The organism is Mixta gaviniae, from assembly GCF_002953195.1.
Taxonomy (GTDB): domain Bacteria; phylum Pseudomonadota; class Gammaproteobacteria; order Enterobacterales; family Enterobacteriaceae; genus Mixta; species Mixta gaviniae.
This window is the reverse complement of sequence record NZ_CP026377.1, coordinates 58,015-78,641: the sequence shown is the minus strand read 5'-3', so window position 1 is coordinate 78,641 and position 20,627 is coordinate 58,015. Positions and strand designations below refer to the sequence as shown.

20 protein-coding genes are annotated in these 20,627 nt (G+C 60.2%); 10 read left to right on the top strand and 10 right to left on the bottom strand.

Annotation, left to right across the window (positions count from 1 at the left end):
- Nucleotides 1–278 precede the first annotated feature (278 nt).
- From C2E15_RS00350 to C2E15_RS00330, 5 genes are all read right to left on the bottom strand, one after another.
- On the bottom strand, nt 279–1,190 hold the full coding sequence (locus tag C2E15_RS00350; protein WP_104955639.1) for a bestrophin family protein: 912 nt from the start codon (nt 1,188–1,190) through the stop codon (nt 279–281).
- Nucleotides 1,190–2,425 carry an MFS transporter gene (locus C2E15_RS00345; protein WP_104959027.1) on the bottom strand — a complete coding sequence of 412 codons (1,236 nt, stop codon included), beginning with the start codon at nt 2,423–2,425 and terminating at the stop codon, nt 1,190–1,192. Before C2E15_RS00345 ends, C2E15_RS00350 begins: the two co-directional genes overlap by 1 nt.
- 315 nt (nt 2,426–2,740) lie before the next feature.
- Nucleotides 2,741–3,478, bottom strand: a complete 738-nt coding sequence (gene dnaC / locus C2E15_RS00340; RefSeq protein ID WP_104955638.1) for a replicative helicase loader DnaC — start codon at nt 3,476–3,478, stop codon at nt 2,741–2,743.
- A complete protein-coding gene (dnaT, locus tag C2E15_RS00335) occupies nt 3,478–4,023 on the bottom strand; it encodes a primosomal protein DnaT (protein WP_104955637.1) in 546 nt (181 codons plus the stop codon). Before dnaT ends, dnaC begins: the two co-directional genes overlap by 1 nt.
- Nucleotides 4,024–4,124: 101 nt before the next feature.
- Nucleotides 4,125–4,772, bottom strand: coding sequence for a hypothetical protein (locus tag C2E15_RS00330; protein ID WP_104955636.1), 648 nt, complete (start codon nt 4,770–4,772; stop codon nt 4,125–4,127).
- Nucleotides 4,773–4,931: 159 nt separating this feature from the next.
- On the opposite strand from C2E15_RS00330, the gene C2E15_RS00325 reads away from it, so the two are divergent.
- The 3 genes from C2E15_RS00325 to C2E15_RS00315 all read left to right on the top strand — a co-directional run bounded on the left by C2E15_RS00325 (nt 4,932) and on the right by C2E15_RS00315 (nt 7,455).
- On the top strand, nt 4,932–5,498 hold the full coding sequence (locus C2E15_RS00325; RefSeq protein WP_104955635.1) for a DNA-3-methyladenine glycosylase I: 567 nt from the start codon (nt 4,932–4,934) through the stop codon (nt 5,496–5,498).
- Nucleotides 5,499–5,611: 113 nt separating this feature from the next.
- Complete coding sequence (locus C2E15_RS00320) at nt 5,612–6,274, top strand: OmpA family lipoprotein (protein ID WP_104955634.1); 663 nt, start codon at nt 5,612–5,614, stop codon at nt 6,272–6,274.
- Between the two features lie 155 nt (nt 6,275–6,429).
- Nucleotides 6,430–7,455: a LacI family DNA-binding transcriptional regulator gene (locus C2E15_RS00315; protein WP_104955633.1), complete on the top strand. Its 1,026-nt coding sequence runs from the start codon at nt 6,430–6,432 to the stop codon at nt 7,453–7,455.
- 116 nt (nt 7,456–7,571) lie between these two features.
- Here C2E15_RS00315 and C2E15_RS22275 read toward each other — a convergent pair whose 3' ends face one another.
- Nucleotides 7,572–7,679 (bottom strand): DUF1493 family protein, encoded by a 108-nt coding sequence (locus C2E15_RS22275; protein ID WP_146108572.1) that lies wholly within the window; start codon nt 7,677–7,679, stop codon nt 7,572–7,574.
- Between the two features lie 427 nt (nt 7,680–8,106).
- Here C2E15_RS22275 and C2E15_RS00310 point away from each other — a divergent pair, with 427 nt between their 5' ends.
- The 4 genes from C2E15_RS00310 (at nt 8,107) to ghrB (ending at nt 12,263) form a co-directional block, all read left to right on the top strand.
- Complete coding sequence (locus C2E15_RS00310; RefSeq protein ID WP_104955632.1) at nt 8,107–8,841, top strand: sugar phosphate isomerase/epimerase family protein; 735 nt, start codon at nt 8,107–8,109, stop codon at nt 8,839–8,841.
- A 3-nt stretch (nt 8,842–8,844) separates the two neighbouring features.
- The gene (locus C2E15_RS00305) at nt 8,845–9,804 is read left to right on the top strand and encodes a sugar kinase (protein WP_104955631.1); all 960 of its coding nucleotides are present in this window, start codon (nt 8,845–8,847) and stop codon (nt 9,802–9,804) included.
- Between the two features lie 84 nt (nt 9,805–9,888).
- Complete coding sequence (locus tag C2E15_RS00300) at nt 9,889–11,175, top strand: MFS transporter (protein ID WP_104955630.1); 1,287 nt, start codon at nt 9,889–9,891, stop codon at nt 11,173–11,175.
- Nucleotides 11,176–11,288: 113 nt separating this feature from the next.
- Entirely contained in the window at nt 11,289–12,263 is a 975-nt protein-coding gene (ghrB, locus tag C2E15_RS00295) for a glyoxylate/hydroxypyruvate reductase GhrB (RefSeq protein WP_104955629.1), read from the top strand.
- Between the two features lie 214 nt (nt 12,264–12,477).
- Here ghrB and C2E15_RS00290 read toward each other — a convergent pair whose 3' ends face one another.
- On the bottom strand, nt 12,478–13,686 hold the full coding sequence (locus C2E15_RS00290) for an aldose 1-epimerase family protein (protein WP_104955628.1): 1,209 nt from the start codon (nt 13,684–13,686) through the stop codon (nt 12,478–12,480).
- A 650-nt stretch (nt 13,687–14,336) separates the two neighbouring features.
- Between C2E15_RS00290 and C2E15_RS00285 the strand changes: the two genes are divergently transcribed.
- Entirely contained in the window at nt 14,337–15,593 is a 1,257-nt protein-coding gene (locus C2E15_RS00285) for a valine--pyruvate transaminase (protein WP_104955627.1), read from the top strand.
- Between the two features lie 51 nt (nt 15,594–15,644).
- Here the strand turns inward: C2E15_RS00285 and C2E15_RS00280 are convergent, their stop codons facing one another.
- Nucleotides 15,645–17,063, bottom strand: coding sequence for an aminotransferase-like domain-containing protein (locus C2E15_RS00280; protein WP_104955626.1), 1,419 nt, complete (start codon nt 17,061–17,063; stop codon nt 15,645–15,647).
- Between the two features lie 202 nt (nt 17,064–17,265).
- Between C2E15_RS00280 and C2E15_RS00275 the strand changes: the two genes are divergently transcribed.
- Nucleotides 17,266–18,171, top strand: coding sequence for an EamA family transporter (locus C2E15_RS00275; RefSeq protein WP_104955625.1), 906 nt, complete (start codon nt 17,266–17,268; stop codon nt 18,169–18,171).
- Nucleotides 18,172–18,238: 67 nt separating this feature from the next.
- Here C2E15_RS00275 and ibpA read toward each other — a convergent pair whose 3' ends face one another.
- Nucleotides 18,239–18,655, bottom strand: coding sequence for a small heat shock chaperone IbpA (gene ibpA / locus C2E15_RS00270; protein ID WP_104955624.1), 417 nt, complete (start codon nt 18,653–18,655; stop codon nt 18,239–18,241).
- Between the two features lie 311 nt (nt 18,656–18,966).
- Here ibpA and C2E15_RS00265 point away from each other — a divergent pair, with 311 nt between their 5' ends.
- Nucleotides 18,967–19,335 carry a YceK/YidQ family lipoprotein gene (locus C2E15_RS00265; RefSeq protein ID WP_104955623.1) on the top strand — a complete coding sequence of 123 codons (369 nt, stop codon included), beginning with the start codon at nt 18,967–18,969 and terminating at the stop codon, nt 19,333–19,335.
- Here C2E15_RS00265 and C2E15_RS00260 read toward each other — a convergent pair.
- On the bottom strand, nt 19,316–20,578 hold the full coding sequence (locus C2E15_RS00260; RefSeq protein ID WP_104955622.1) for a YidR family protein: 1,263 nt from the start codon (nt 20,576–20,578) through the stop codon (nt 19,316–19,318). The genes C2E15_RS00265 and C2E15_RS00260 overlap by 20 nt on opposite strands.
- Between the last annotated feature and the right edge of the window lie 49 nt (nt 20,579–20,627).

Genomic DNA, 20,627 nt, shown 5'->3' with positions numbered 1-20,627 from the left:
TCCTGCTATCGGCATGGTTAAGACTTGCTTTAGGGAATTTACAATGCGTCTTTCGTAAAATATGTGCTGGCGTGGCATAAACAACGCGGCGGTACGCAACGAAACTCTGTCAGAACGTAATATTAACGCAGGCAATGATAAATAATCACCTGCCGTTAACCATAAACGTGACTAAACCATTGAGCGGCAACGCCAGGCAAAGGGGAGAACGTGGGAGAACGCGCGGCTAACCCGTTGATCGTTATCAATCGCGTGCCGCCAGACCGGCGGCACGCGGTTCAGGTCAACATACAGTTGCCGTCCGGACGCATTTTTTCCGGGCCAGGGCGATCGATCATCTCGCACAGGATAATCTCGATGCCGTTGCACAGGGCGTTGAGCGGCAAATCATTAGGCGAGCTGCCGAAGGGATCTTCCAGTTCCTCCGCCAGCGACTCCAGCGACAGGAAGGTGTAGGAGATAAATACCGATACCAGCGGCGTCAGGTAGTGGAGATCGGGCACCAGCGCGAACGGCAACAGCGAACAGAACAGATAGACCGTGCGGTGCAGGATCAGCGTATAGGCGAAGGGAATCGGCGTATTGGCGATACGGTCGCAGCCGCCCAGCACGTCCGACAGTCGGTTCAGATTGGCGTCGATGCCGCTGTAAAGCACGTCGCTCAGCCGGCCGGCGCGGCGCTGCTCGCCCAGCCAGTCACCCATGCAGAGCAGCAGCCGGTTGGTCGGCTGCGGGCTGTTTTCCACCTGCGCCAGATAACGCGCCGGCACCAGACGACGCAGATCGTCGCGCCCGTCGGTGTGCCGCAGCTGGTGCTTCATACTCCAGGCGAAAGCGATCAACATCTGGCTGAACTGCTGAATTTCCGCCTCGTCGGACAGCACGCTTTTGACCTGACGCAGCAGCGAGCGCTGGGTGATCAGCAGCGCCCCCCACAGCTGACGCGCCTCAGTGTAGCGCGCGTAGCTGGCGTTATTGCGAAAACCGAGAAAGATAGCGATGGCGATGCCCAGCAGGCTGAAAGGCGCGGTGGTCAGGCGCACGCCGAGTTGCTCATACCATTGCAGGCAGATGACCGCGATGACCGACATCACGAGGTTCAGGCTCAGGCGAAATAAAATATCGGGCAGCACCGAGCCGTGCCAGACAAAGAGGCGGAAAAACCAGTGTTGGTGAGGGCGAACGATCATCAGGCCACCTCATTTTCCAGGCGCTGGCGACGACGCAGCCCCGGAAACCAGTGCATCCACAGCCCGACCACCACCAGCGTGCCGATGCCGCCGATGGCCGCCGCCGGCACCGTGCCCAGCCAGGCGGCGAGCATGCCCGATTCGAACTCGCCCAGCTGATTGGAGGTGTTGATAAAGATCGAGTTGACCGCGTTAACGCGTCCGCGCATCTCATCAGGGGTATCCAGCTGTACCAGCGCGCCGCGGATCACCATGCTGACCATATCGAAGCCGCCGGTGGCGAACAGCGCCAGCATCGAAAGCCAGAGCTGCGAGGAGAGCGCGAACACCAGCGTCGCCGCGCCGAAACCCGCGACGGAGATAAACATGATCATACCAACGTTGCGCTCCAGCGAACGGTGGCTCAGCCAGAAGCCGACCAGCAGCGCGCCCACCGCCGGCGCCGCGCGCAGCAGCCCGAGACCCAGCGGCCCGGTGTGCAGAATATCCTGCGCGTAGATCGGCAGCAGCGCGGTCGCGCCGCCCAGCAGCACGGCAAAAAGATCGAGCGAAATGACCCCCAGCACATCGGGGCGCTCGCGAATAAAGCGCACCCCGGCAAACAGTGTGGAGAGCGTGGCGGGCGTGCGTGGCGGCGGCGCCTGTTCATAACGCAGGCGGCTGACCATCACAATGGAGATCAGATAGAGCAGCGCGGTGACCATATAGACCACTGAAGCGCCCGCCACATAAAGCAGGCCGCCCAGCGCCGGGCCCATAATCATCGCCGCCTGGCCGCCGACCGCGCTGGCAGCGGTGGCGCGCGCCAGCAGACGCGGCGGCACCAGCGCCGGCAGCATCGACTGCATTGCCGGCGCTTCCATCACTTTCGCCACCGACAACACGAACACCAGCCCAAGAATGGTCCAGACCTCGCTGTGGTGCAGCAGGGTCAGCGCCGTCAGTGCCACAATGGCCAGCCACTCCACCAGCTGAGAAAAGAAAACGACGCGGCGACGGTCACGCTGGTCGGCGATATGGCCCGCCCAGAGCGCCAGCGTGACGGAAGGCAGGAACTGCACCAGCCCAATCAGGCCAAGATAGAACGCTTTGCCGGTGATGGCGTAGATCTGCCAGCCGACAATAATGGATAACATCTGGAAACCAAAGCTGGAGCAGGTGCGCGCCAGCCAAAACGCAACGAACGAGCGGTGCTGTAACAGCGATTCCGCCCGCGGATCAGCAGGAGAAGCCATAACCATCCCAATAGCAGCAACGAAACAGGCCGCATGATCGCGACGCCGGGAAAGGTGTCCCGATACTCTTATTTTATGGGGGACACCGGGCGCAGACGAGGCGGCAGCCTGGCAGGTGAGTCTCTACCTTACAATAATTGACGAAAATGTGGCAGTACAAGGCGTGCGAAGCACGACGCGATCTCCCTGTTGGATAAGATAACGGCGGCCGCGCAACAAGATGCGGCTTGCCACAGGCCGCCGGCGGGCGCAGAGAAAGGGAGAAAGATGAGGAATAGCGCGGCAGGCGCCTCTGCTGCCGGAGGCGCCGCGGGATCAATATTCGTTGCCGACCACGCGACCGCGATAGCTTTCCCAGTTAAAGGAGACCCACAGGCTCTGGCCGAGGCGCATACGGTCCATGACGCGCTCGCCCAGCAGCTTGACCATCTCCGCATGATTGAGGTTGGTCAGCATGCCGGTAGGACGCTTTGAGGAGGAGCGGCGATCGACAATCTGGTTGATGATCACTTTTTCATAGCGTGATTCCGTCTGCATGCCGATCTCATCGATCACCAGCAGATCGACAGTGCTGAAATCGTGCAGCAGATGCTCTTCGGTGCGGTCGCCGCCGCTGAATGAGCCTTTGATAATCGACATCAGATCGGCGACGGTGACAATCAGTACGCTTTTGCTGCGCAGGATCAGGTGGTTGCCGATCGCGGCCGCCAGGTGGTTTTTGCCGGTGCCGGGGCGGCCGGAGAAAACAAAGCTGGCGATACCCTGATCGAACTCATCCGCGTAGCGGCGCGCCTGCTCCAGCGCTTTGCGCTGGCCGTCGTTCTCCACGCGGTAGTTGTCGAACGAGCAGTTCATATGCAGCTCGCGGATGCCGGAACGCCCGAGGATACGCTGCATCTTCATGGCGCGGTTTTCGCGCGCGATCGACTCCGAACGCAGCCGTCCCTGCTCCTGGTTCCAGGCCAGCAGCTCTTCTCCGTTCTGAAACTTCGGTTTGATATGGTCGGGCATCAGCCGGTGCAGACGGTTAAATAACTCAGCGGGCGTTTTCATTATTCACCTCGGAAACCATCGGGGATCGATTGATCGGGTTCAGGCAGCTGGTTGACGTCGCGCTGCGCGCGTCCGCCGTTCGCCGCCCGGCTCTGCTGCACGCTGCGCGCCAGCTTCTGCTGCCACTGCACGTGATGAAAAGGGCGGCCGTCAGCCTGCCACCAGGTGATAAAAGAGGCCAGCTCCGCGGGGGTTACCGGCTCGCTGAGCGCAATGCCCCAGATGGCGGCCTGACGCTGGAAATCGGCGTCGGGACGCCAGCCGGCGTACATCATAAATTTACCGGCCGGCACCGCCGTCGCCGGATGCGCCACCGCGTCATGATAGAGCTGCTCATCCAGCGCCACGTCGCTTTGCGGCTGCCTGGCCGCCGCCTCCAGCTCCAGCAGCTGCGCCAGTCGATCGGGAGAGACCGCATACAGCACCGGCGCATTGTTATCGAATACGGCGACCGCGCCCGATTCCGCTGCGGAGAGCGCACCGATCGGATCCTGACGAAACGCCTCAAGGCCAATGACGGTGGAGGTTAAGATCTTGAGAGACATGGTAAATTCCGGATTACATTGCAGGCAAAACGTAACAGGCCGCCGCAGCGGCCGTGATTGCGTCTAGTCTATCAAGTTTAGCGCGCGGAATCGCCTCTTCCTTAGTGCTGCGTCCGCCAGGCGATGCCCGGTTTATCCTGTTTCATCTGGCGCAGATCCCACAGGTAGCGCACGCAGGCGAGCAGGCAGAAGCTGTAGCCCAGCAGTTCAGTGCCCTCTTCCGCCATATTTTTTACCGTGCGGTTATAGCCGTCGAGCATCAGGGTTTCCCACAGCTCATGCATACCGAACAGGCGCGAATAGACGAGGATGGTCAGCAGGCCGGCGGCCATCATGTTCCAGCTGGGGTGCTGCAGAAAATTCACCAGGCCGGAGAGGGTCGCCGCAGGATGGCGCGCCGCCAGCACCAGACAAACAATGGCCACCGCCAGCGCGAACCAGACCCAGGCGCCGTGAAACAGGCCATCGAAGAGAAAATCCATCTCACGGATCAGCATGCAGGCGAAAAATCCGCCTTTCAGGATCAGGCTGTAGCGCAGATTGCCCTGCCTGGCGGCGAAGAAAAAGAAGGCCAGCGCGATGCCGCCCAGGATGATCTCCTGGAAAATTTCGGTGAAGGAGGTTTCATGCAGCGCGTCCTGCATCCAGTGTACATCGATGAACACCAGCCCCATCATCAGCGCCAGAAAAAGCGCGCAGCCCAGAAAGGCGGCAAATTTTACGGTAATTGTTTTTATATCGTCTGACATGTAATTTCCCTGAAAATGATTAGCGCGCTGATTATATGCACAGTCAATAAGCATATTTCTCATTTCATGCGTTCAAACCGGCGGCAGGCGGCACGGTGACGCCGGCGCCGGTATGATAGAGTGGCGCTTCTATTGCGCCGACAGCAGAGGAAAAGAGCGATGCAACGATGCGGCTGGGTCTCGAACGATCCTCTTTATCAGCGCTACCACGACGAAGAGTGGGGCGTGCCGGAAATGCGCGGCGAAGCGCTGTTTGAAATGCTCTGTCTGGAGGGGCAGCAGGCGGGGCTTTCATGGATTACGGTGTTGAAAAAGCGGGAAAATTACCGTGCCGCTTTCCACGGTTTCGACCCGCAGGCGGTGGCCGCGATGAACGAAGCGGACCTTGCGCGCCTGATGCAGGATAGCGGCCTTATCCGCCATGCGGGCAAGCTTGCCGCCATCATCGCCAACGCGCGCGCTTATCAGGCGATGCAGGCCAGCGGAGAGGACTTTTCACGCTTTATCTGGGCTTTTGTCGATCACCGGCCGGAAATCCACGCTTTTACCGATTCACGCGAGGCGCCGACGCAGACGCCCGCGTCGCTGGCGATGTCAAAGGCGCTGAAAAAGCGCGGTTTTACATTTGTCGGCTCGACCATTTGCTACTCATTTATGCAGGCGTGCGGGCTGATTAACGATCACATTACCGGCTGTTTCCGCCATCCCGTTAATATGTCTTCGTAGAACTTTACAACTCTGAGGAAATTCCTGGATATTTCCGACATCTTTACACGGCATAATTGCCGCCTTCAGCAGGTGCGGGTGCGCCTGCAGGAAGCTTTTTAAAGGATAGAAAGATGAAAAAAAGCATTATTGCCCTGTCACTGTTACTAAGCGGCACAATTGCCCTTTCCGGCTGTACCACTAACCCCTATACCGGGGAATCTGAAGCGGGCAAATCCGGCATCGGCGCGGGCGTGGGCGCGCTGGTGGGCGCGGGCGTCGGCGTTCTCTCTTCGTCGAAGAAAGATCGCGGCAAAGGCGCGCTGATCGGCGCCGCTTCCGGCGCGGCGCTCGGCGGCGGCCTGGGTTACTATATGGATGTGCAGGAAGCCAAGCTGCGTGAAAAAATGCGCGGCACCGGCGTCAGCGTGACGCGCAACGGCGACAACATTATCCTCAATATGCCCAACAACGTGACTTTCGATAGCAGCAGCAGCACGCTGAAACCGGCGGGCGCGCAGACGCTGACCGGCGTGGCGATGGTGCTGAAAGAGTATCCGAAAACCGCGGTTAACGTTGTCGGCTACACCGACAGCACCGGCACCCGCTCGCTGAACATGCGTCTGTCGCAGCAGCGCGCCGACAGCGTCGCCAGCGCGCTGATCCTGCAGGGCGTCGCCAGCAACCGCGTACGCACCGGCGGCATGGGCCCGGATAACCCGATCGCCTCCAACAGCACGGAAGAAGGCAAAGCGCAGAACCGTCGCGTTGAGATCACCCTTAGCCCGCTGTCATAAATCCGCTCTACCTGTTTGGGGCGGCTCGCCGCCCCGTTTACCGCCACGCCGTACCCTTTTTTCCGGCCAGCTTGTTCTGAGCCAGCACTCCGATGCTAACCACCGGCATCTGGCTGTGTTAGTCTCTCACCGAAACTCCGGAGTAAAAGAAAGACATGAAGCATAAGGCCGCACGCGCCACCATCAACGATGTTGCTAAAGCAGCAAAAACCGGCAAAACCAGCGTTTCCCGCTATCTCAACGGCGAACATCATGCTTTGTCGTCCGATCTGAAACAGCGTATTGAGCAGGCGATCGCCGCGCTAAACTATCGCCCTAACCAGATGGCCCGTGGCCTGAAGCGCGGTCGCACGCGGCTGATCGGCCTGATTATCGCCGATATCACCAATCCCTATTCTGTCGACGTCCTGTGCGGCATTGAGGCCGCCTGCCGCGCGCGCGGCTTTACCCTGCTGGTCTGTAATACCAATAACGAGATCGATCAGGAGCAGCACTACCTGCAGCTGTTAAGCAGCTACCAGGTCGAAGGGATTGTGGTGAACGCCGTCGGCATGCGCGAAGAGGCGCTTAACCGGCTGCAGCAATCGCTGCTGCCGATGGTGCTGATCGACCGAAAGATCCCCGATTTTTCCTGCGATGTCGTCGGACTGAATAATGTGCAGGCCGCCAATGACGCAACCGAGCATTTAGTGAAGAACGGCTACCGCGCGTTGCTGTTTCTCAGTGAGCCGCTTGGGCTGGTGAATACCCGGCTGGAGCGTTTGCAGGCGTTCCGCCAGTGCTGCGCCGGCCACGCCGGCGTGATCTGCGAAAACGCCGAGGTGGCGCTTAGCGACGCCGCGGCGATGGATCGCATTATCCTCGATTTTTACCGCCGTCACGCCGACCGGCCCGCCGCGCTGCTGGTGGCGAACGGCGCCCTGACGCTGCAGGTGGCGCGCGCGATGCGCCGTCTTGAGCTGGACTGGGGCCGCAAAATGGGCCTGCTGGGCTTTGACGAGCTGGAGTGGGCGGAGCTGGCGGGCGACGGTATCACCACGCTGAAGCAGCCGACCTGGCAGATCGGCTATGCGGCGCTGGAGCGCGTGATTGCGCGTATTGAAGGTGAAGCGACGACGGTGGAGGAGCAGACGTTCCACGGTGAGCTGGTGGTGCGCGGTTCATCGCGCCCCCTCGCCTGACAGCCAACGCGTTATCATCGGGCCCCTCTCCCGGGCTGCAAAAATTTATCGCCAGGCCGCCCAAACAGGGCGGCCTGTTAGCCAGGTTTACAGGCTAACGGCTCGGGGTGGCGGCATTAAACGCAGAGCCAGCGTCCTGCTTTAGCGGAGCCAATGAACACCCTGAGAGTAAGCGGCGATTTATTCGGGCAACTCTCCCTTTTAACAAGGGAGAGGTTTTCCAGGGATAATAGTTTCTGCGCGAGAACGCTGCAGGAGCGACGTTAAGCTGTTTGAAACAGGCTTCGGTCATATCGCCTACATCATCCCATTCAGGCAACTGTGGTCATGCCTGCTTTTCACCCGCATTTACCTTTTTCAAAAACAGAGTGGTGACAACGGGAAGAGGTTGCGTAATAAACACCCTTAATCTCTCTCCGGCTTCTCACAAACCGGGCCGATGCCGCGGGCTTAACAGAGGCGCCATCGCCGCGCAGTGCGCCTTAACGCCTTCTGCCACCCCGAGGGCGATAAATCAGACTATCCCTGGTACAAAATACGTACATCGTGAGCGCGATCATAATTTCATACTTCCCTGCTTTGCTTTGGAACCGGTTCCATTTAGCTTTTCTTTATCGCGGTTCTGATGATGCGGCCGCCCCGGAGGAAAGAGTGAAAAGAGAAATTGTGGTGGTGACTGCTGCTTACGGTCATCAAAAAGTCGCCGAGCTGGGCGGACAACAGGCGCTGCTGCCGATCATTGCTGAAGCGGGCGCTGACGGTGTGGAAATCCGCCGCGAGCTGTTGAGCGCATCGGCGTTGCAACAGCTGCCACAGCTGGCCGCCGCCATTGCTGAACATCGGCTGAAGGCGTTCTATTCGGTACCCGACGCGCTGTTTACCGCACAGGGGGACCTTAACCCGCAGCTGGACAGCTATCTGCAGGAAGCGGAACAGCTGGGCGCGCGTCTACTGAAGCTGTCGCTGGGCCACTATCGCCCTGGCGCCGAAGCGGGTCTCGCCCCGCTGCTGGCGAAAAGCCCGGTCACGCCGGTAGTGGAAAATGACCAGACCGAATGCGGCACGCTGACGGCGATCGCCACCTTTTTTGACCAGTGCGCGCTCATGCCGATGACCTTCGATATGGGCAACTGGCTCTGGACCGGCGACGATGCGCAGGCTGCGGCACATCGCCTTGCGCGCCACGTCAGTTATATTCATGTAAAAGCCGCCATTCCTCATCACGACAGCTTCCGCGCCATTGCGCTCGACGAGGCTGACGGTAACTGGCGCGCGCTGTTGAAACAGCTGCCCGGCGATGCGCCGCGCGGCATCGAATTTCCGCTGCAGGGCGACGACCTGGTTGCCGTAACGCGTCACTACGTCGACCTGCTGCGCGAGGAGTAAACCATGAGCAATCATTCTCATCAAAACGGTACGCTGGATGTGGTCACCATCGGCGAAGCGATGGCGATGTTCGTCGCCGGCGAAACCGGCGATCTGGCCGCAGCCGAAACCTTTAGCAAACGCATCGCCGGGGCGGAGCTTAACGTCGCTATTGGCCTGGCGCGGCTCGGTCTGAAGGTGGGCTGGGTCAGCCGCGTCGGCGATGACGCTTTTGGCCGCTTCGTGCATCAGCAGCTGGAAAAAGAGGGCGTCGATCATCGCCGTGTACTGACCGATAAACGCTATCCCACCGGCTTTCAGCTGAAATCAAAAGTGGAGGACGGCTCCGATCCGGTGGTGGAATATTTTCGTAAAGGCTCCGCCGCCAGCCATCTTTCGGTGGCGGATTTCGACCGCGACTATTTCGGCTCGGCGCGCCATCTGCATCTGAGCGGCGTGGCGGCGGCGCTTTCCGGCAGCTCGCTGGCGTTGCTGAACCACACGGCGCAGGAGATGCGCGCCATGGGCAAAACCCTCTCATTCGATCCTAACCTGCGTCCGGTCCTGTGGCCGAGCGAACAGGAGATGGTAAAACAGCTGAACCAGCTCGCTTTTCAGGCGGACTGGGTGCTGCCGGGTGAAAAAGAGGGCCTGATCCTGACCGGCCATCGTCAGCCGGAAGCGATCGCCGATTTCTATCTCGATAAAGGGGTGAAGGCGGTGATTATCAAAACCGGCTGCGACGGCGCCTGGTACAAAACCGCCGCCGGTGAGAAAGGCCAGGTGGCGGCGGTACGCGTGGAAAACGTTGTCGATACCGTCGGTGCCGGCGATGGCTTCGCTGTCGGCGTGATCAGCGCGCTGCTGGAAGGCAAAACGCTGCCGCAGGCGATCGCGCGCGGCAATAAAATCGGCTCGCTGGCGATTCAGGTTATCGGCGACAGCGAAGGCCTGCCGACGCGCGCCGGGCTCGGCGAAGAGTGAGCAACTAACCCTTACGTACCCTTATAACGATGCATATCGGTGACGCCGTCATCAGAATATGTGCCCTCAACAGAGGATAAGCTCATGAATAAGCAGACAATCGCGCCGAAACGTTGGTGGTATATCATCCCCATCATCTTTATCACCTACAGCCTGGCGTATCTGGACCGTGCGAATTTCAGCTTCGCCTCGGCCGCCGGCATCAATGAGGATTTAGGCATCACCAAAGGGATGTCCTCACTGTTGGGCGCCCTGTTCTTCCTCGGTTATTTCTTTTTCCAGATCCCTGGCGCCGTCTATGCCGAACGCCGCAGCGTGAAAAAGCTGGTGTTCTGGTGCCTGGTGCTGTGGGGCATCTGCGCCTCGCTGACCGGCGTGGTGAGCAATATCCCGATGCTGGCCGCCATCCGCTTTATTCTCGGCGTGGTGGAAGCGGCGGTGATGCCGGCGATGCTGATCTACATCAGCAACTGGTTTACCAAATCGGAGCGTTCGCGCGCCAACACGTTCCTGATCCTCGGCAACCCGGTCACCGTGCTGTGGATGTCGGTGGTCTCCGGCTACCTGATCAACGCCTTCGGCTGGCGTGAGATGTTTATTTTCGAAGGCATTCCGGCGGTGATCTGGGCGGTGCTGTGGTGGTTCCTGGTACAGGATAAACCGGCGCAGGCGCGCTGGCTGAGCGAAGATGAGAAAGCCGCCCTGCAGGAGCAGCTGCGTAAAGAGCAGGAGGGCATTAAGGCGGTGCGCAACTACCGCGAGGCCTTTAAATCGCGCAACGTGGTGATCCTCTGCGTGCAATATTTCGCCTGGAGCATCGGCGTGTACGGCTTTGTGCTGTGGCTGCCTTCCATCCTGCGCAACGGCACGCAGATGGGGATGGTGGAAGCGGGTTGGCTCTCTGCCGTGCCTTATCTGGCGGCGACGGTGGCGATGATCGTGGTCTCCTGGGCCTCCGACCGTATGCAAAACCGCAAGCTGTTTGTCTGGCCGCTGCTGCTGATTGGCGCGCTGGCGTTCCTCGGCTCCTGGCTGGTGGGGTCGAGCAACTTCTGGCTCTCCTACAGCCTGTTGGTGATCGCCGGCGCCGCGATGTACGCGCCTTATGGTCCCTTCTTCGCCATTATTCCTGAGATGCTACCGCGCAACGTCGCAGGCGGCGCGATGGCGCTGATCAACAGCATGGGCGCGCTGGGCTCTTTTGTCGGCTCGTGGATTGTCGGCTACCTTAACGGTGCGACCGGCAGCCCGGCCGCCTCCTATATCTTTATGGGCGTGGCGCTGCTGGTTTCCGTCTGGCTTACCCTGATTGTGAAACCGACGGAGAACAAACAGCCCCCCTCGCCCGGACGCGCGGCCCGGCACGCCTGACTAGCCGCGCGTAAAGGCCGGGCGCTCCCGGCCCTGTTTCCGATTGCCGATCGCGCAGCTTACGATCGGCAATAATCTTTTCTGTTTTACCGCCTAAGCGGATGGAGCCTGACATGAAGCCTGAAGTGCTGTTATACAAATCCCTCCCTGACGATTTACGCGCCCGTCTCGACGACCATTTCACCGTGACGGCGATTAACGGCCTGACGCCGGAAAACATTGCGCAGCATGCGGACGCGCTGGCGCGCGCGGAAGGTATGATCGGATCCAGCAGTACGGTAGATAAGGCGCTGCTGGAGAAGATGCCGAAGCTGCGCGCCGCTTCCACGGTCTCCGTCGGCTATGACAATTTCGACGTCGAGGCGCTGAACCAGCGCGGTATAGTGCTGATGCACACCCCTACGGTGCTGACCGAGACCGTCGCCGATACGATGATGGCGCTGGTGCTGTCCAGCGCGCGCCGCGTGGTGGAAGTGGCGGAGCGGGTGAAGGCGGGCGAGTGGCAGCGCAGCATCGGCCCCGACTGGTTTGGCGTGGACGTGCATCATAAGAAGATGGGCATTCTCGGCATGGGCCGCATCGGCCTGGCGCTGGCGCAGCGCGCGCATCACGGCTTCGGCATGCCGATTTTATACAATGCGCGCAAACATCATGAGGAAGCGGAATCACGTTTTAACGCGCAGTATTGCGATCTCGATACCCTGCTGCGCGAATCCGATTTTCTCTGCATCAGCCTGCCGCTGACGGAACAGACGCACCATATGATCGGCCGCGAGCAGCTGGCAAAAATGAAACCGGGCGCGATTTTGATTAACGCCGGGCGCGGGCCGGTGGTGGATGAACAGGCGCTGATCGCCGCGCTGAAGGATAAAACCCTGCACGCCGCGGGCCTGGATGTGTTTGAACAGGAGCCGCTGCCGGTTGATTCCGAGCTGCTGACGCTGCCAAACGTGGTGGCGCTGCCGCATATCGGCTCTGCGACCCATGAGACGCGCTACGGCATGGCGCGCGACGCCGTGGATAACCTGATCGCCGCGCTGGCGGGCAAGGTAGAGAAGAACTGCGTCAATCCGCAGGTGCTGCGCTAGGCCACGGGCCATTGCCGCGCGGCGGCGATGGTTTCGCCAGCCGTCACCGCAGTGGCGGCGGCGCGGCTAAAGTGGCGGCCATCGCCAGTTTTTTCTGGCTTGCCGCCGCCCTGTGACCACCGCCCCCTCTTATGCGCTGTGCGGCCACGCGACTGAAGCGCTGGTCGCGTTCTGTTCCGTGTGGTTTGCCGTCCGGTTAGCGCCGTCGGCGCGCTTATTCCACCGCGATCGGCTTTTCCTCCAGCTGCGGCGCCTGGTCGCCCTGCAGCGTCTTAACCCGCTGCTCGACGTTTTCCACCGCCTGCGCATCTTTCAACAGCGTATAGGTCAGGGTAAAAGCCTGGGTCTGGCCCGGCTGCAGCTGTTTTACTCGCCCCTGCTCTTTCTCGATAGTCACCGGATAGGCGTAGTTAGTGCCCGGCTCAATGCCGGTTACGTAGCCCTGGTTGTGAGTATCGGTGTTTTTCCACAGCGTCAGCAGCGGTAGCTGATGGGTATCGAACTCAATCGCCGCGCCCTTATCGCCTTTGCTGTTGATCACCGCCGCAACGGTTTTGCCCTCTTTATCTGCCAGCGGCGTCAGATTGAAGACCATCTCGTCAAAGCCTTTGGTCGGCGCGCCGTAGGTGTGCCAGGTTTTTAAGCCCCCTTTCGCGTAGTCGTTAAAAGGCGAGACACTTTTCACCGGCGCGATAAAGCGGGCATCTTTCTCCAGAATCGGCGTGCCAAAGTTGCTGTGGTAGATAATCTGATAATCCTGCGGGTAGTCGCTCTGGTTGGTCAGCTCATCGTGAATGGTGAAGCTATCGCTGCCCGGCACGTAGCGCAGCTCAGTCCAGGTGCTGAGCTTCGCCTTTTTAAAGGTATGCTCTTTCAGCAGACCGCGAATGCGGATTTCATGCGACGCCTGGTCATCGACCACCACTTCAACGCGCGACGCCGGCGTATTGCCTGCTTTGCCGTGCAGCGTATAAAGCACGCCATCTTTGCTGACCGGATGGCCGGTCCACTCAAAGCCGCAGCGCACCATCATTTCGTTAAAGCCATCGAGCCAGCCCAGGCCGTTGCGGCTTTCCAGACGCATATAGGCGGGGTTAACCACCTCATCCACCGGCGAATCCCAGCCCATACGTACGCCATGCCCGTTAACGTGCAGCAGATCCATGCCGCGGCTGGGGCTGAGGGCAATGGTCAGGCCGTTTTCGCTGCGCAGGGTAATCACTTTCGAGCCTTCCTGCTTACCGCCGTGCAGGACTTTTTGTTCGATGCTGAAAGGCTGTCCCTCCAGCTTCAGCTGTTTACTACTGATAGTCCAGTTGCCTTCATCCATGCCACTTTCAGCATCCGTCAGCAACCATGACTGCGCCAGCACCGGCGTGGAGAACATCGCCGCTACCGCTACCGCCACCAGAGATTTGTTCATTTTGCGTTCCTTTAGCTGAATTGATTTAGCAAAGCAGCCAGCAGGTTACAAACGCCGGTGGCGGAAAACCGTGATGCCAGTCACCTGGAGGTTTTTTGCCGATGTTTCAATGAAGAAACGGGATTGTTAACACACTTTTTTAGGAGAGCTTGCACTCTGTCAGCAAAAATTTGTGATCGTTACAGGATATAGCCTTATACGTTTCAGCTGCGTGTCGCGCCTGGCGAGGCCTGAAAAGTGCGCGTCCGTGAAGAGGATGGTGAAGGCGTCTCTCTGCCGTAAAAGGATGCCGCAGCGGTAAAGGGCTGCGTCTGCGAAAGCCTCTCTGCCGTAAAAGGGTGCCGCAGCGGTAAAGGGCTGCGTCTGCGAAAATCTCTCTGCCGTAAAAGGGTGCCGCAGCGGTAAAGGGTTGCGTCTGCGAAAATCTCTCTGCCGTAAAAGGGTGCCGCAGCGGTAAAGGACTGCGGCCGTAAAAAGTGCCGCCACCGCGAAGGAGCCGCCGCCGCAAAGCGGACAGCGCTTGCGGTCATGTCGCCCGGCGCGCGCCACGCCTCCACACCGGGAGACAGGGCGATCAGCAAGCCGTTTGCATCATCGCATCGCTGGCGGTAAGGTGTGCCACACCTGCCCATTACATTTGATTTACAGCTATGAGCTTTTCTCTCTTTGGTGACAAATTTACCCGCCATACCGGTATTGCCCGCCTAATGGAAGATATGGGCGAAGGGCTGCGCACGCCTGGCGCCGTGATGCTGGGCGGCGGCAATCCGGCGCAGATCCCGGCAATGAACGACTATTTTCATCAGCTGCTGACGCAAATGCAGCAGGAAGGAAAGCTGACCGACGCGCTGTGCAACTATGATGGCCCGCGCGGCAAGGCGGTGCTGCTTGAGGCGCTGGCCGCGCTGCTGCAGAAAGAGCTGGGCTGGCAGATTTCAGCGAAAAATATCGCCCTCACCAACGGCAGTCAGAGCGCTTTTTTCTATCTGTTTAATCTCTATGCCGGACGCCGCGCCGACGGCACGAAAAAGCGCGTGCTGTTTCCGCTGGCACCGGAGTATCTCGGCTATGCGGATGCCGGGCTGGACGAAGACTTGTTTGTCTCCACCCGTCCCAATATTGAACTGCTGCCGGAAGGGCAGTTTAAATATCATGTCGATTTCGACCATCTGCAGATCACTGACGACACCGGCCTGATTTGCGTATCGCGCCCAACCAACCCGACCGGCAACGTCATCACCGACGAAGAGCTGCTGCACCTGGATATGCTGGCGCAGCAGCACGATATTCCGCTGCTGATCGATAACGCCTATGGGCTGCCTTTCCCCGGCATTATTTTCAGCGAGGCGCGGCCGCTGTGGAACCCGAACATCATTCTCTGCATGAGCCTGTCGAAACTCGGCCTGCCGGGCGCGCGCTGCGGCATTATTCTTGCCGATGAGAAGGTGATCGACGCCATCAGCAATATGAACGGCATTATCAGCCTGGCGCCGGGCAGCATTGGCCCAGCTATCGCGCTGGAGATGATCGCGCGCGGCGACCTGCTGCGGCTGTCGGAAACGGTGATCAAGCCCTTCTATCAGCAGCGGGTACAGGAGACTATCGCCATTCTGCGCCGCTATCTGCCGGAAGAGCGCTGCCTGATCCACAAGCCGGAAGGGGCGATTTTCCTCTGGCTCTGGTTTAAAGATCTGCCCATCACCACCGAACTGCTTTATCAGCGCCTGAAGCAGCGCGGCGTGCTGATGGTGCCGGGCCACTTCTTCTTCCCCGGCCTGGCGCAGAGCTGGCCGCATACGCATCAGTGTATGCGCATGAATTATGTGCCGGACAGCGCGACGATTGAGAAAGGCGTGCAGATTCTGGCGGAAGAGATTGAGCGCGCCTGGGGCGAAGTGGCGCGCTAAGCTCAACGGCGGCGGGCGCATTATCCGCAGGCGGCGCGGCTCGCCGCCGTATTAAGCTCCCGGCTGGCTCCAGCACGCCAGCTGGCGGATCGCCTGCTCCACCTCCTCATTCCAGCCAAAGCCGGCGTTGAGTCGAAAGCAGCGATCGTAACGGCCGTCGGTGGCGAACAAATGGCCAGGCGCGATGCCAATACCGCCATCGCGCGCCTTCATAAACAGCTCGCGCACGTTCAGTGACGAGGGCGGCATCTCCACCCACAGCACATAGCCGCCCTCCGGGCTGGAAACGCGGGTGCCGGGCGGAAAGTGGCGCACGACCGCGGCGCGCATCAGGCCCACCTGCCGCGCCAGCTCACGCCGTAGCTTGCGCAAGTGCGCATCATAACCGCCGCCGCGCAGCAGTTCGGCGATTGCCGCCTGCGGCAGCAGCGCGGTGCCCATTGTCGAGGTGTATTTCAGCGAGGCGATGCGGCGCATATGCCTTTCGCTGTGGATCCAGCCGATACGTATGCCGGGCGCCACCGTTTTAGAGAAGCCGCTGCAGAGGATCACATTGTCGCTGAAGGCACGCATCGGAAACGGACGCTGCTCGCCGAAGGCGGTGTCGCCAAAAATATCATCCTCGACGATCGCTACCCCGTGCGTATCCGCCTGCCGGGCGATCTCCGCTTTTTGCGCCGCAGGAATGCTTTTTCCCAGCGGATTATTGATATTCGCCAGCGTCACAAAGGCGCGCACCGCCCGGCGCTGGAACAGCGCCGTCAGCGCGCCGACGTCGATGTAACCTTCCGGCCCTGCCTCCACTTCGATCACGCGCAGATTCAGGTTGTGTAGCATCTGCAGCAGGACAAAATAGCAGGGCGACTCTACCGCCACCGCGTCGCCCGGCTGTAGCACTGCGCGCAGCGCCAGCGAAACCGCCTCAATACAGCCGTTGGTGATCAGCAGGGTGTCCGGGCTGAAAGCGCAGCCGTAATCCAGCGCGCGCCGCGTAATCTCTGCCTTTAGCGGCGCATAGCCGGTGCCCTTTACGCTATCGCCCGAGAGCGACGGCTGGCTGTAGTCAAGCTGGCGCATCAGACGGCCCAGCCTGGCGACCGGATAGAGTGCGCTGTCGCCGTTGGCCAGATCGAGCCGTACCCGGCAGGCCGAACCGAGTATCGCCAGATGCAGTTCCGCCTGTTCATCCAGCGGCGTGATCTCCCGCGCGTGTTCAGGCGGCGTATGCGCCTGCGGATGCTGCGGCGCGACAAAAAACCCCGATTTCGGCCGGGCGACGGCATAGCGCTCATCTTCCAGCATACGCAGCGTTTTCAGCGCCGTCGTCTGGCTGACATGATACTGCACGGCGAGCGTGCGTACCGACGGCAGCCGCGTTTCGGGCGGCAGCGCGCCTGCCCGTATCGCCTGTTTAAACTGCTCAGCGATTTGACGGTAGCGGCTTGCCTGGCGCGGTGCCCTGTTGGCCATCTGTCTTACCCTCTATCTGTGCAATCTGTATGTATTAAACCGCGTCATTTGCGCGTAAGTTAAAGGAAAGATGTTACATCTCGTTCACACTTTCACGCTTTTTTTTCGGTCCGGGAGATTGGCGCGCCGCAGGCGGCGGTGCGCTTTCCGGCCTTTTTATCCGCGGCGCAACGCCGTTTTTATCTGACGGGCAGGAGAAACCATGGCTGTAAAAGATCTGTTGCTGGCGCTCTGCGTGGTGGTGGCGTGGGGCGTGAATTTTGTGGTGATCAAGGTGGGGCTGCACGGAATGCCGCCGTTTCTGCTGGCCGGGCTGCGCTTTACCCTGGTGGCGCTGCCGGCGATCTTTTTCGTACGCCCGCCGCGCGTGCCCTTCCGCCTGCTGCTGCTGTACGGGCTGACTATCAGCTTCGGCCAGTTCGCCTTCCTCTTTTTAGCCATCAACCTTGGCATGCCCGCCGGACTGGCGTCGCTGGTGCTGCAGGCACAGGCCTTCTTTACACTGCTGCTTGGCGCGCTGCTGCTGGCGGAAAAGCTGCGCTGGCATCATATCGCCGGCATCGCCATCGCCACCGGCGGCATGGTGCTGTTGGCGTCGGCGGGGCAGAGCGCATCTGCGGTCGGCGGCGTAACGCTGACCACCATGCTAATGACGCTGGCCGCCGCGCTCTGCTGGGGCATGGGTAATATCACCAATCGCGTCATTATGCGCAGCGGCGAGGTACCGATTATGTCACTGGTGGTCTGGAGCGCGCTGGTGCCAATCGGTCCCTTTTTCGCCTGCTCCTGGCTGTTTGAGGGGCGCGAGGCGATCGCGCAGAGCCTGATGCATATCGGGATGACCACGGTGCTGTCGTTGATTTACCTGGCGTTTATCGCCACCGTTGTAGGCTACGGCATCTGGGGTTCGCTGCTGGGCCGCTACGAAACCTGGCGCGTGGCGCCGCTTTCCCTGCTGGTGCCGGTGGTGGGCCTGCTGAGCGCGGCGCTGCTGCTGGATGAAACGCTCTCGACGCCACAACTTATCGGCACGGCCGTTGTCGTAGTCGGGCTGGTGATGAATGTGTTCGGCGGGCGTCTGAAAGCGTGGCGCGCCGTTCGCGCGTAGCGCGGCCTGGCGCAGAAACAACAACGCCGCGTTTCCGCGGCGTCAGGGTGCTTCAGCGAGTAAGCGATTAGCTAAGAATTTCGATGCGGCGTGGTTTCATCTCTTCCGGCACGATGCGTTCCAGATCGATGTACAGCAGGCCGTTTTCCAGGCGAGCGTCGCGTACCACGATATGGTCGGCCAGCTGGAATTTGCGTTCGAAATTGCGTTCGGCAATGCCCTGATACAGGTATTTGCGCTCCGTCTGCTCTTCAGGATGGGCGCCGCGCACGATCAGCACGTTGTCGTGGGCGGTAATATCCAGCTCATTCTGCGCGAAACCGGCCACGGCAATGGTGATGCGGTAGTGGTTTTCAGCCACCAGCTCAACGTTGTACGGAGGGTAGCCGCCATTGCTCTGGTTCTGGTTGGATTCCAGCAGGTTGAACAGACGATCGAAACCGATAGCGGAACGATAAAGCGGGGAAAGATCGAAGTTACGCATAAGACAAAGCTCCTGAATTTCAGCGAGTAGGTTAATCGCAGCCTTCCGTCACGGACAGGCTGTCCGGTCACGCTGGCGAACCCATTCGGCGAATGCCGCGCTGACCGTGATAAGAAAATGGGGCCAGCTGACATTCTTTCAAGTACCAATTTGCAATTTTTTTAAGCAAAGCACAGAGAATGTCATACACTCAGGGGAAGATATCGTCATGCATAAGGCGCGAGTCACCACAGAGTGATCGGGAGCTTTTCCCCGCCGCAGACGAAGAGACTCAGCCGGGCGTTCAGCCATGACTGAAGGGATGAAAAACTATGAAAGCAATACAGAAATACCGTTTGGCGGGGCTTCTGGCCTGTAGCGCATTATTTACTACTTCTGGCTGTTCCAGCATGATGTCACACACCGGCGCCAGCCAGGGCTACTATCCCGGCACCCGCGCCAGCGCCGAAATGCTTACCGATGATGGGAGCAGCTGGGCGTTGAAGCCGCTGGCCCTGATCGACCTCCCTTTCTCCGCCGTACTCGATACCGTGCTGCTCCCCTGGGACTATATGCGCGCTGACGACAGCCAAACCCTCGATTCACCGCGCGCGCGCGTGATTGAAGCGGAAAAGCTGGCGAGGACGCAGGAAAACCTGGCGCAGGCCGCCCCGCTGGCGATCAACTCACCGCAACCGTAAAAATCTGCCGATAGCCGTCCACCTCCTGCATAAAGGCGATCTGGCGGCCATCGGGCGAGAACACCACCGCGTCGCCCACCGGCGGCGTGATGCTTCGCGGCGTCAGACGATGCATTTTGCCGCTCTGGCTGTCGCACAGCATCACGCTGTTATCGCAGATAAACGCCAGCTGCCCGCCCGCCGGATGCCAGCTAAACGCCGACTGAATCGCCTGCGCGCCCTGGGTTATCTGACGCGGCTCGCCGCCGTTGGGCGATACGCTCCACAGCTGTACCACGCCCGCCTCGTCGCGCATCAGAAAAGCGATTTCGCTGCCGTCCGCGTTGCTGCGCAGCCAGTGGCGTGGCTGGGTCACAAGGCCAGGATAGCGGCGCTGATGGGTAAAGGTTAGCCGCCGCTGGGCGATGCCGCGCGGCGGCGCCGGCAGCTGCGTCGCCGTTCCTTCCAGCGGCGCGTCGCCCGGCTGCGCATAGTCGCTGAGCCTCTCCGGCAGATCGACCACAAACACCTCCGGCACCACCTCGCCATTTTCCGCGCGCGTATCGCCGATAAAAGCCAACGCCCAGCGCTGATGGCTGCCGTCCTGACGACGGTAGCCCTGCGTGCCGATCCAGCCCTCTTCATAAGCGCGGCCGATCTCATCACTGCCCGGTCGGGGCGATGAAGTGGTTTTGCTTACCAGCACGCAAAAATGACTGCCGTCATACTCGCGCGGATGCTGCTTCACCGGACAGACCGCATGCAGCGGAACGGCGACGCCGACGTTGCGTAAATCTTCACGCGCGTCCCATTCGTGCATCACATGATCGTTATAGGTAAAGCTGATGCGGCTACCGTCCGGACTGAAGACATGAACGTGCGAGCCGCCGCGCAGCGCGCCCGGCGTAAAGGGCGGCGTGATATCGCAGGCGTCGAGGTTTTCCGCCCTGCCGTTCTGGATAATGACGCCGCGGCGATGATGAAAGTCATAGCGCCAGCCGGCGTCCGGATGTTCCGGTCCGTGAATGCAGACATAGCGCGGCGGCAGATCGGGGCTGACGGTCACCACGCCGACGTGCGCGCCGTCGCGCGCCTGATAGAGGATCTCCGTCGCTCCGCTCTCTACGTTGACGCGCTCCACGGTCAGCCCGGTAAAGGTCGCGCCGGAAGGACGCACGTCATACGCCAGCCAGCGGCTGTCGGCGGTCCAGACGTTGATGTTGGTCAGCTGATGATTGCGCGGGGCGAAGGTAAGCTGTTTCATAAATAAAAAAACCTGAAGCGACGAAGTATCGCTTCAGGGTAAAAGATTC

Bases quoted from the DNA above. Each gene is read 5' to 3' on its own strand.
- C2E15_RS00350 (WP_104955639.1), bottom strand. From the start codon at position 1,190: ATGATCGTTCGCCCTCACCAACACTGGTTTTTCCGCCTCTTTGTCTGG.
- C2E15_RS00345 (WP_104959027.1), bottom strand. From the start codon at position 2,425: ATGGCTTCTCCTGCTGATCCGCGGGCGGAATCGCTGTTACAGCACCGC.
- dnaC (WP_104955638.1), bottom strand. From the start codon at position 3,478: ATGAAAACGCCCGCTGAGTTATTTAACCGTCTGCACCGGCTGATGCCC.
- dnaT (WP_104955637.1), bottom strand. From the start codon at position 4,023: ATGTCTCTCAAGATCTTAACCTCCACCGTCATTGGCCTTGAGGCGTTT.
- C2E15_RS00330 (WP_104955636.1), bottom strand. From the start codon at position 4,772: ATGTCAGACGATATAAAAACAATTACCGTAAAATTTGCCGCCTTTCTG.
- C2E15_RS00325 (WP_104955635.1), top strand. From the start codon at position 4,932: ATGCAACGATGCGGCTGGGTCTCGAACGATCCTCTTTATCAGCGCTAC.
- C2E15_RS00320 (WP_104955634.1), top strand. From the start codon at position 5,612: ATGAAAAAAAGCATTATTGCCCTGTCACTGTTACTAAGCGGCACAATT.
- C2E15_RS00315 (WP_104955633.1), top strand. From the start codon at position 6,430: ATGAAGCATAAGGCCGCACGCGCCACCATCAACGATGTTGCTAAAGCA.
- C2E15_RS00305 (WP_104955631.1), top strand. From the start codon at position 8,845: ATGAGCAATCATTCTCATCAAAACGGTACGCTGGATGTGGTCACCATC.
- C2E15_RS00300 (WP_104955630.1), top strand. From the start codon at position 9,889: ATGAATAAGCAGACAATCGCGCCGAAACGTTGGTGGTATATCATCCCC.
- ghrB (WP_104955629.1), top strand. From the start codon at position 11,289: ATGAAGCCTGAAGTGCTGTTATACAAATCCCTCCCTGACGATTTACGC.
- C2E15_RS00290 (WP_104955628.1), bottom strand. From the start codon at position 13,686: ATGAACAAATCTCTGGTGGCGGTAGCGGTAGCGGCGATGTTCTCCACG.
- C2E15_RS00285 (WP_104955627.1), top strand. From the start codon at position 14,337: ATGAGCTTTTCTCTCTTTGGTGACAAATTTACCCGCCATACCGGTATT.
- C2E15_RS00280 (WP_104955626.1), bottom strand. From the start codon at position 17,063: ATGGCCAACAGGGCACCGCGCCAGGCAAGCCGCTACCGTCAAATCGCT.
- C2E15_RS00275 (WP_104955625.1), top strand. From the start codon at position 17,266: ATGGCTGTAAAAGATCTGTTGCTGGCGCTCTGCGTGGTGGTGGCGTGG.
- ibpA (WP_104955624.1), bottom strand. From the start codon at position 18,655: ATGCGTAACTTCGATCTTTCCCCGCTTTATCGTTCCGCTATCGGTTTC.
- C2E15_RS00265 (WP_104955623.1), top strand. From the start codon at position 18,967: ATGAAAGCAATACAGAAATACCGTTTGGCGGGGCTTCTGGCCTGTAGC.
- C2E15_RS00260 (WP_104955622.1), bottom strand. From the start codon at position 20,578: ATGAAACAGCTTACCTTCGCCCCGCGCAATCATCAGCTGACCAACATC.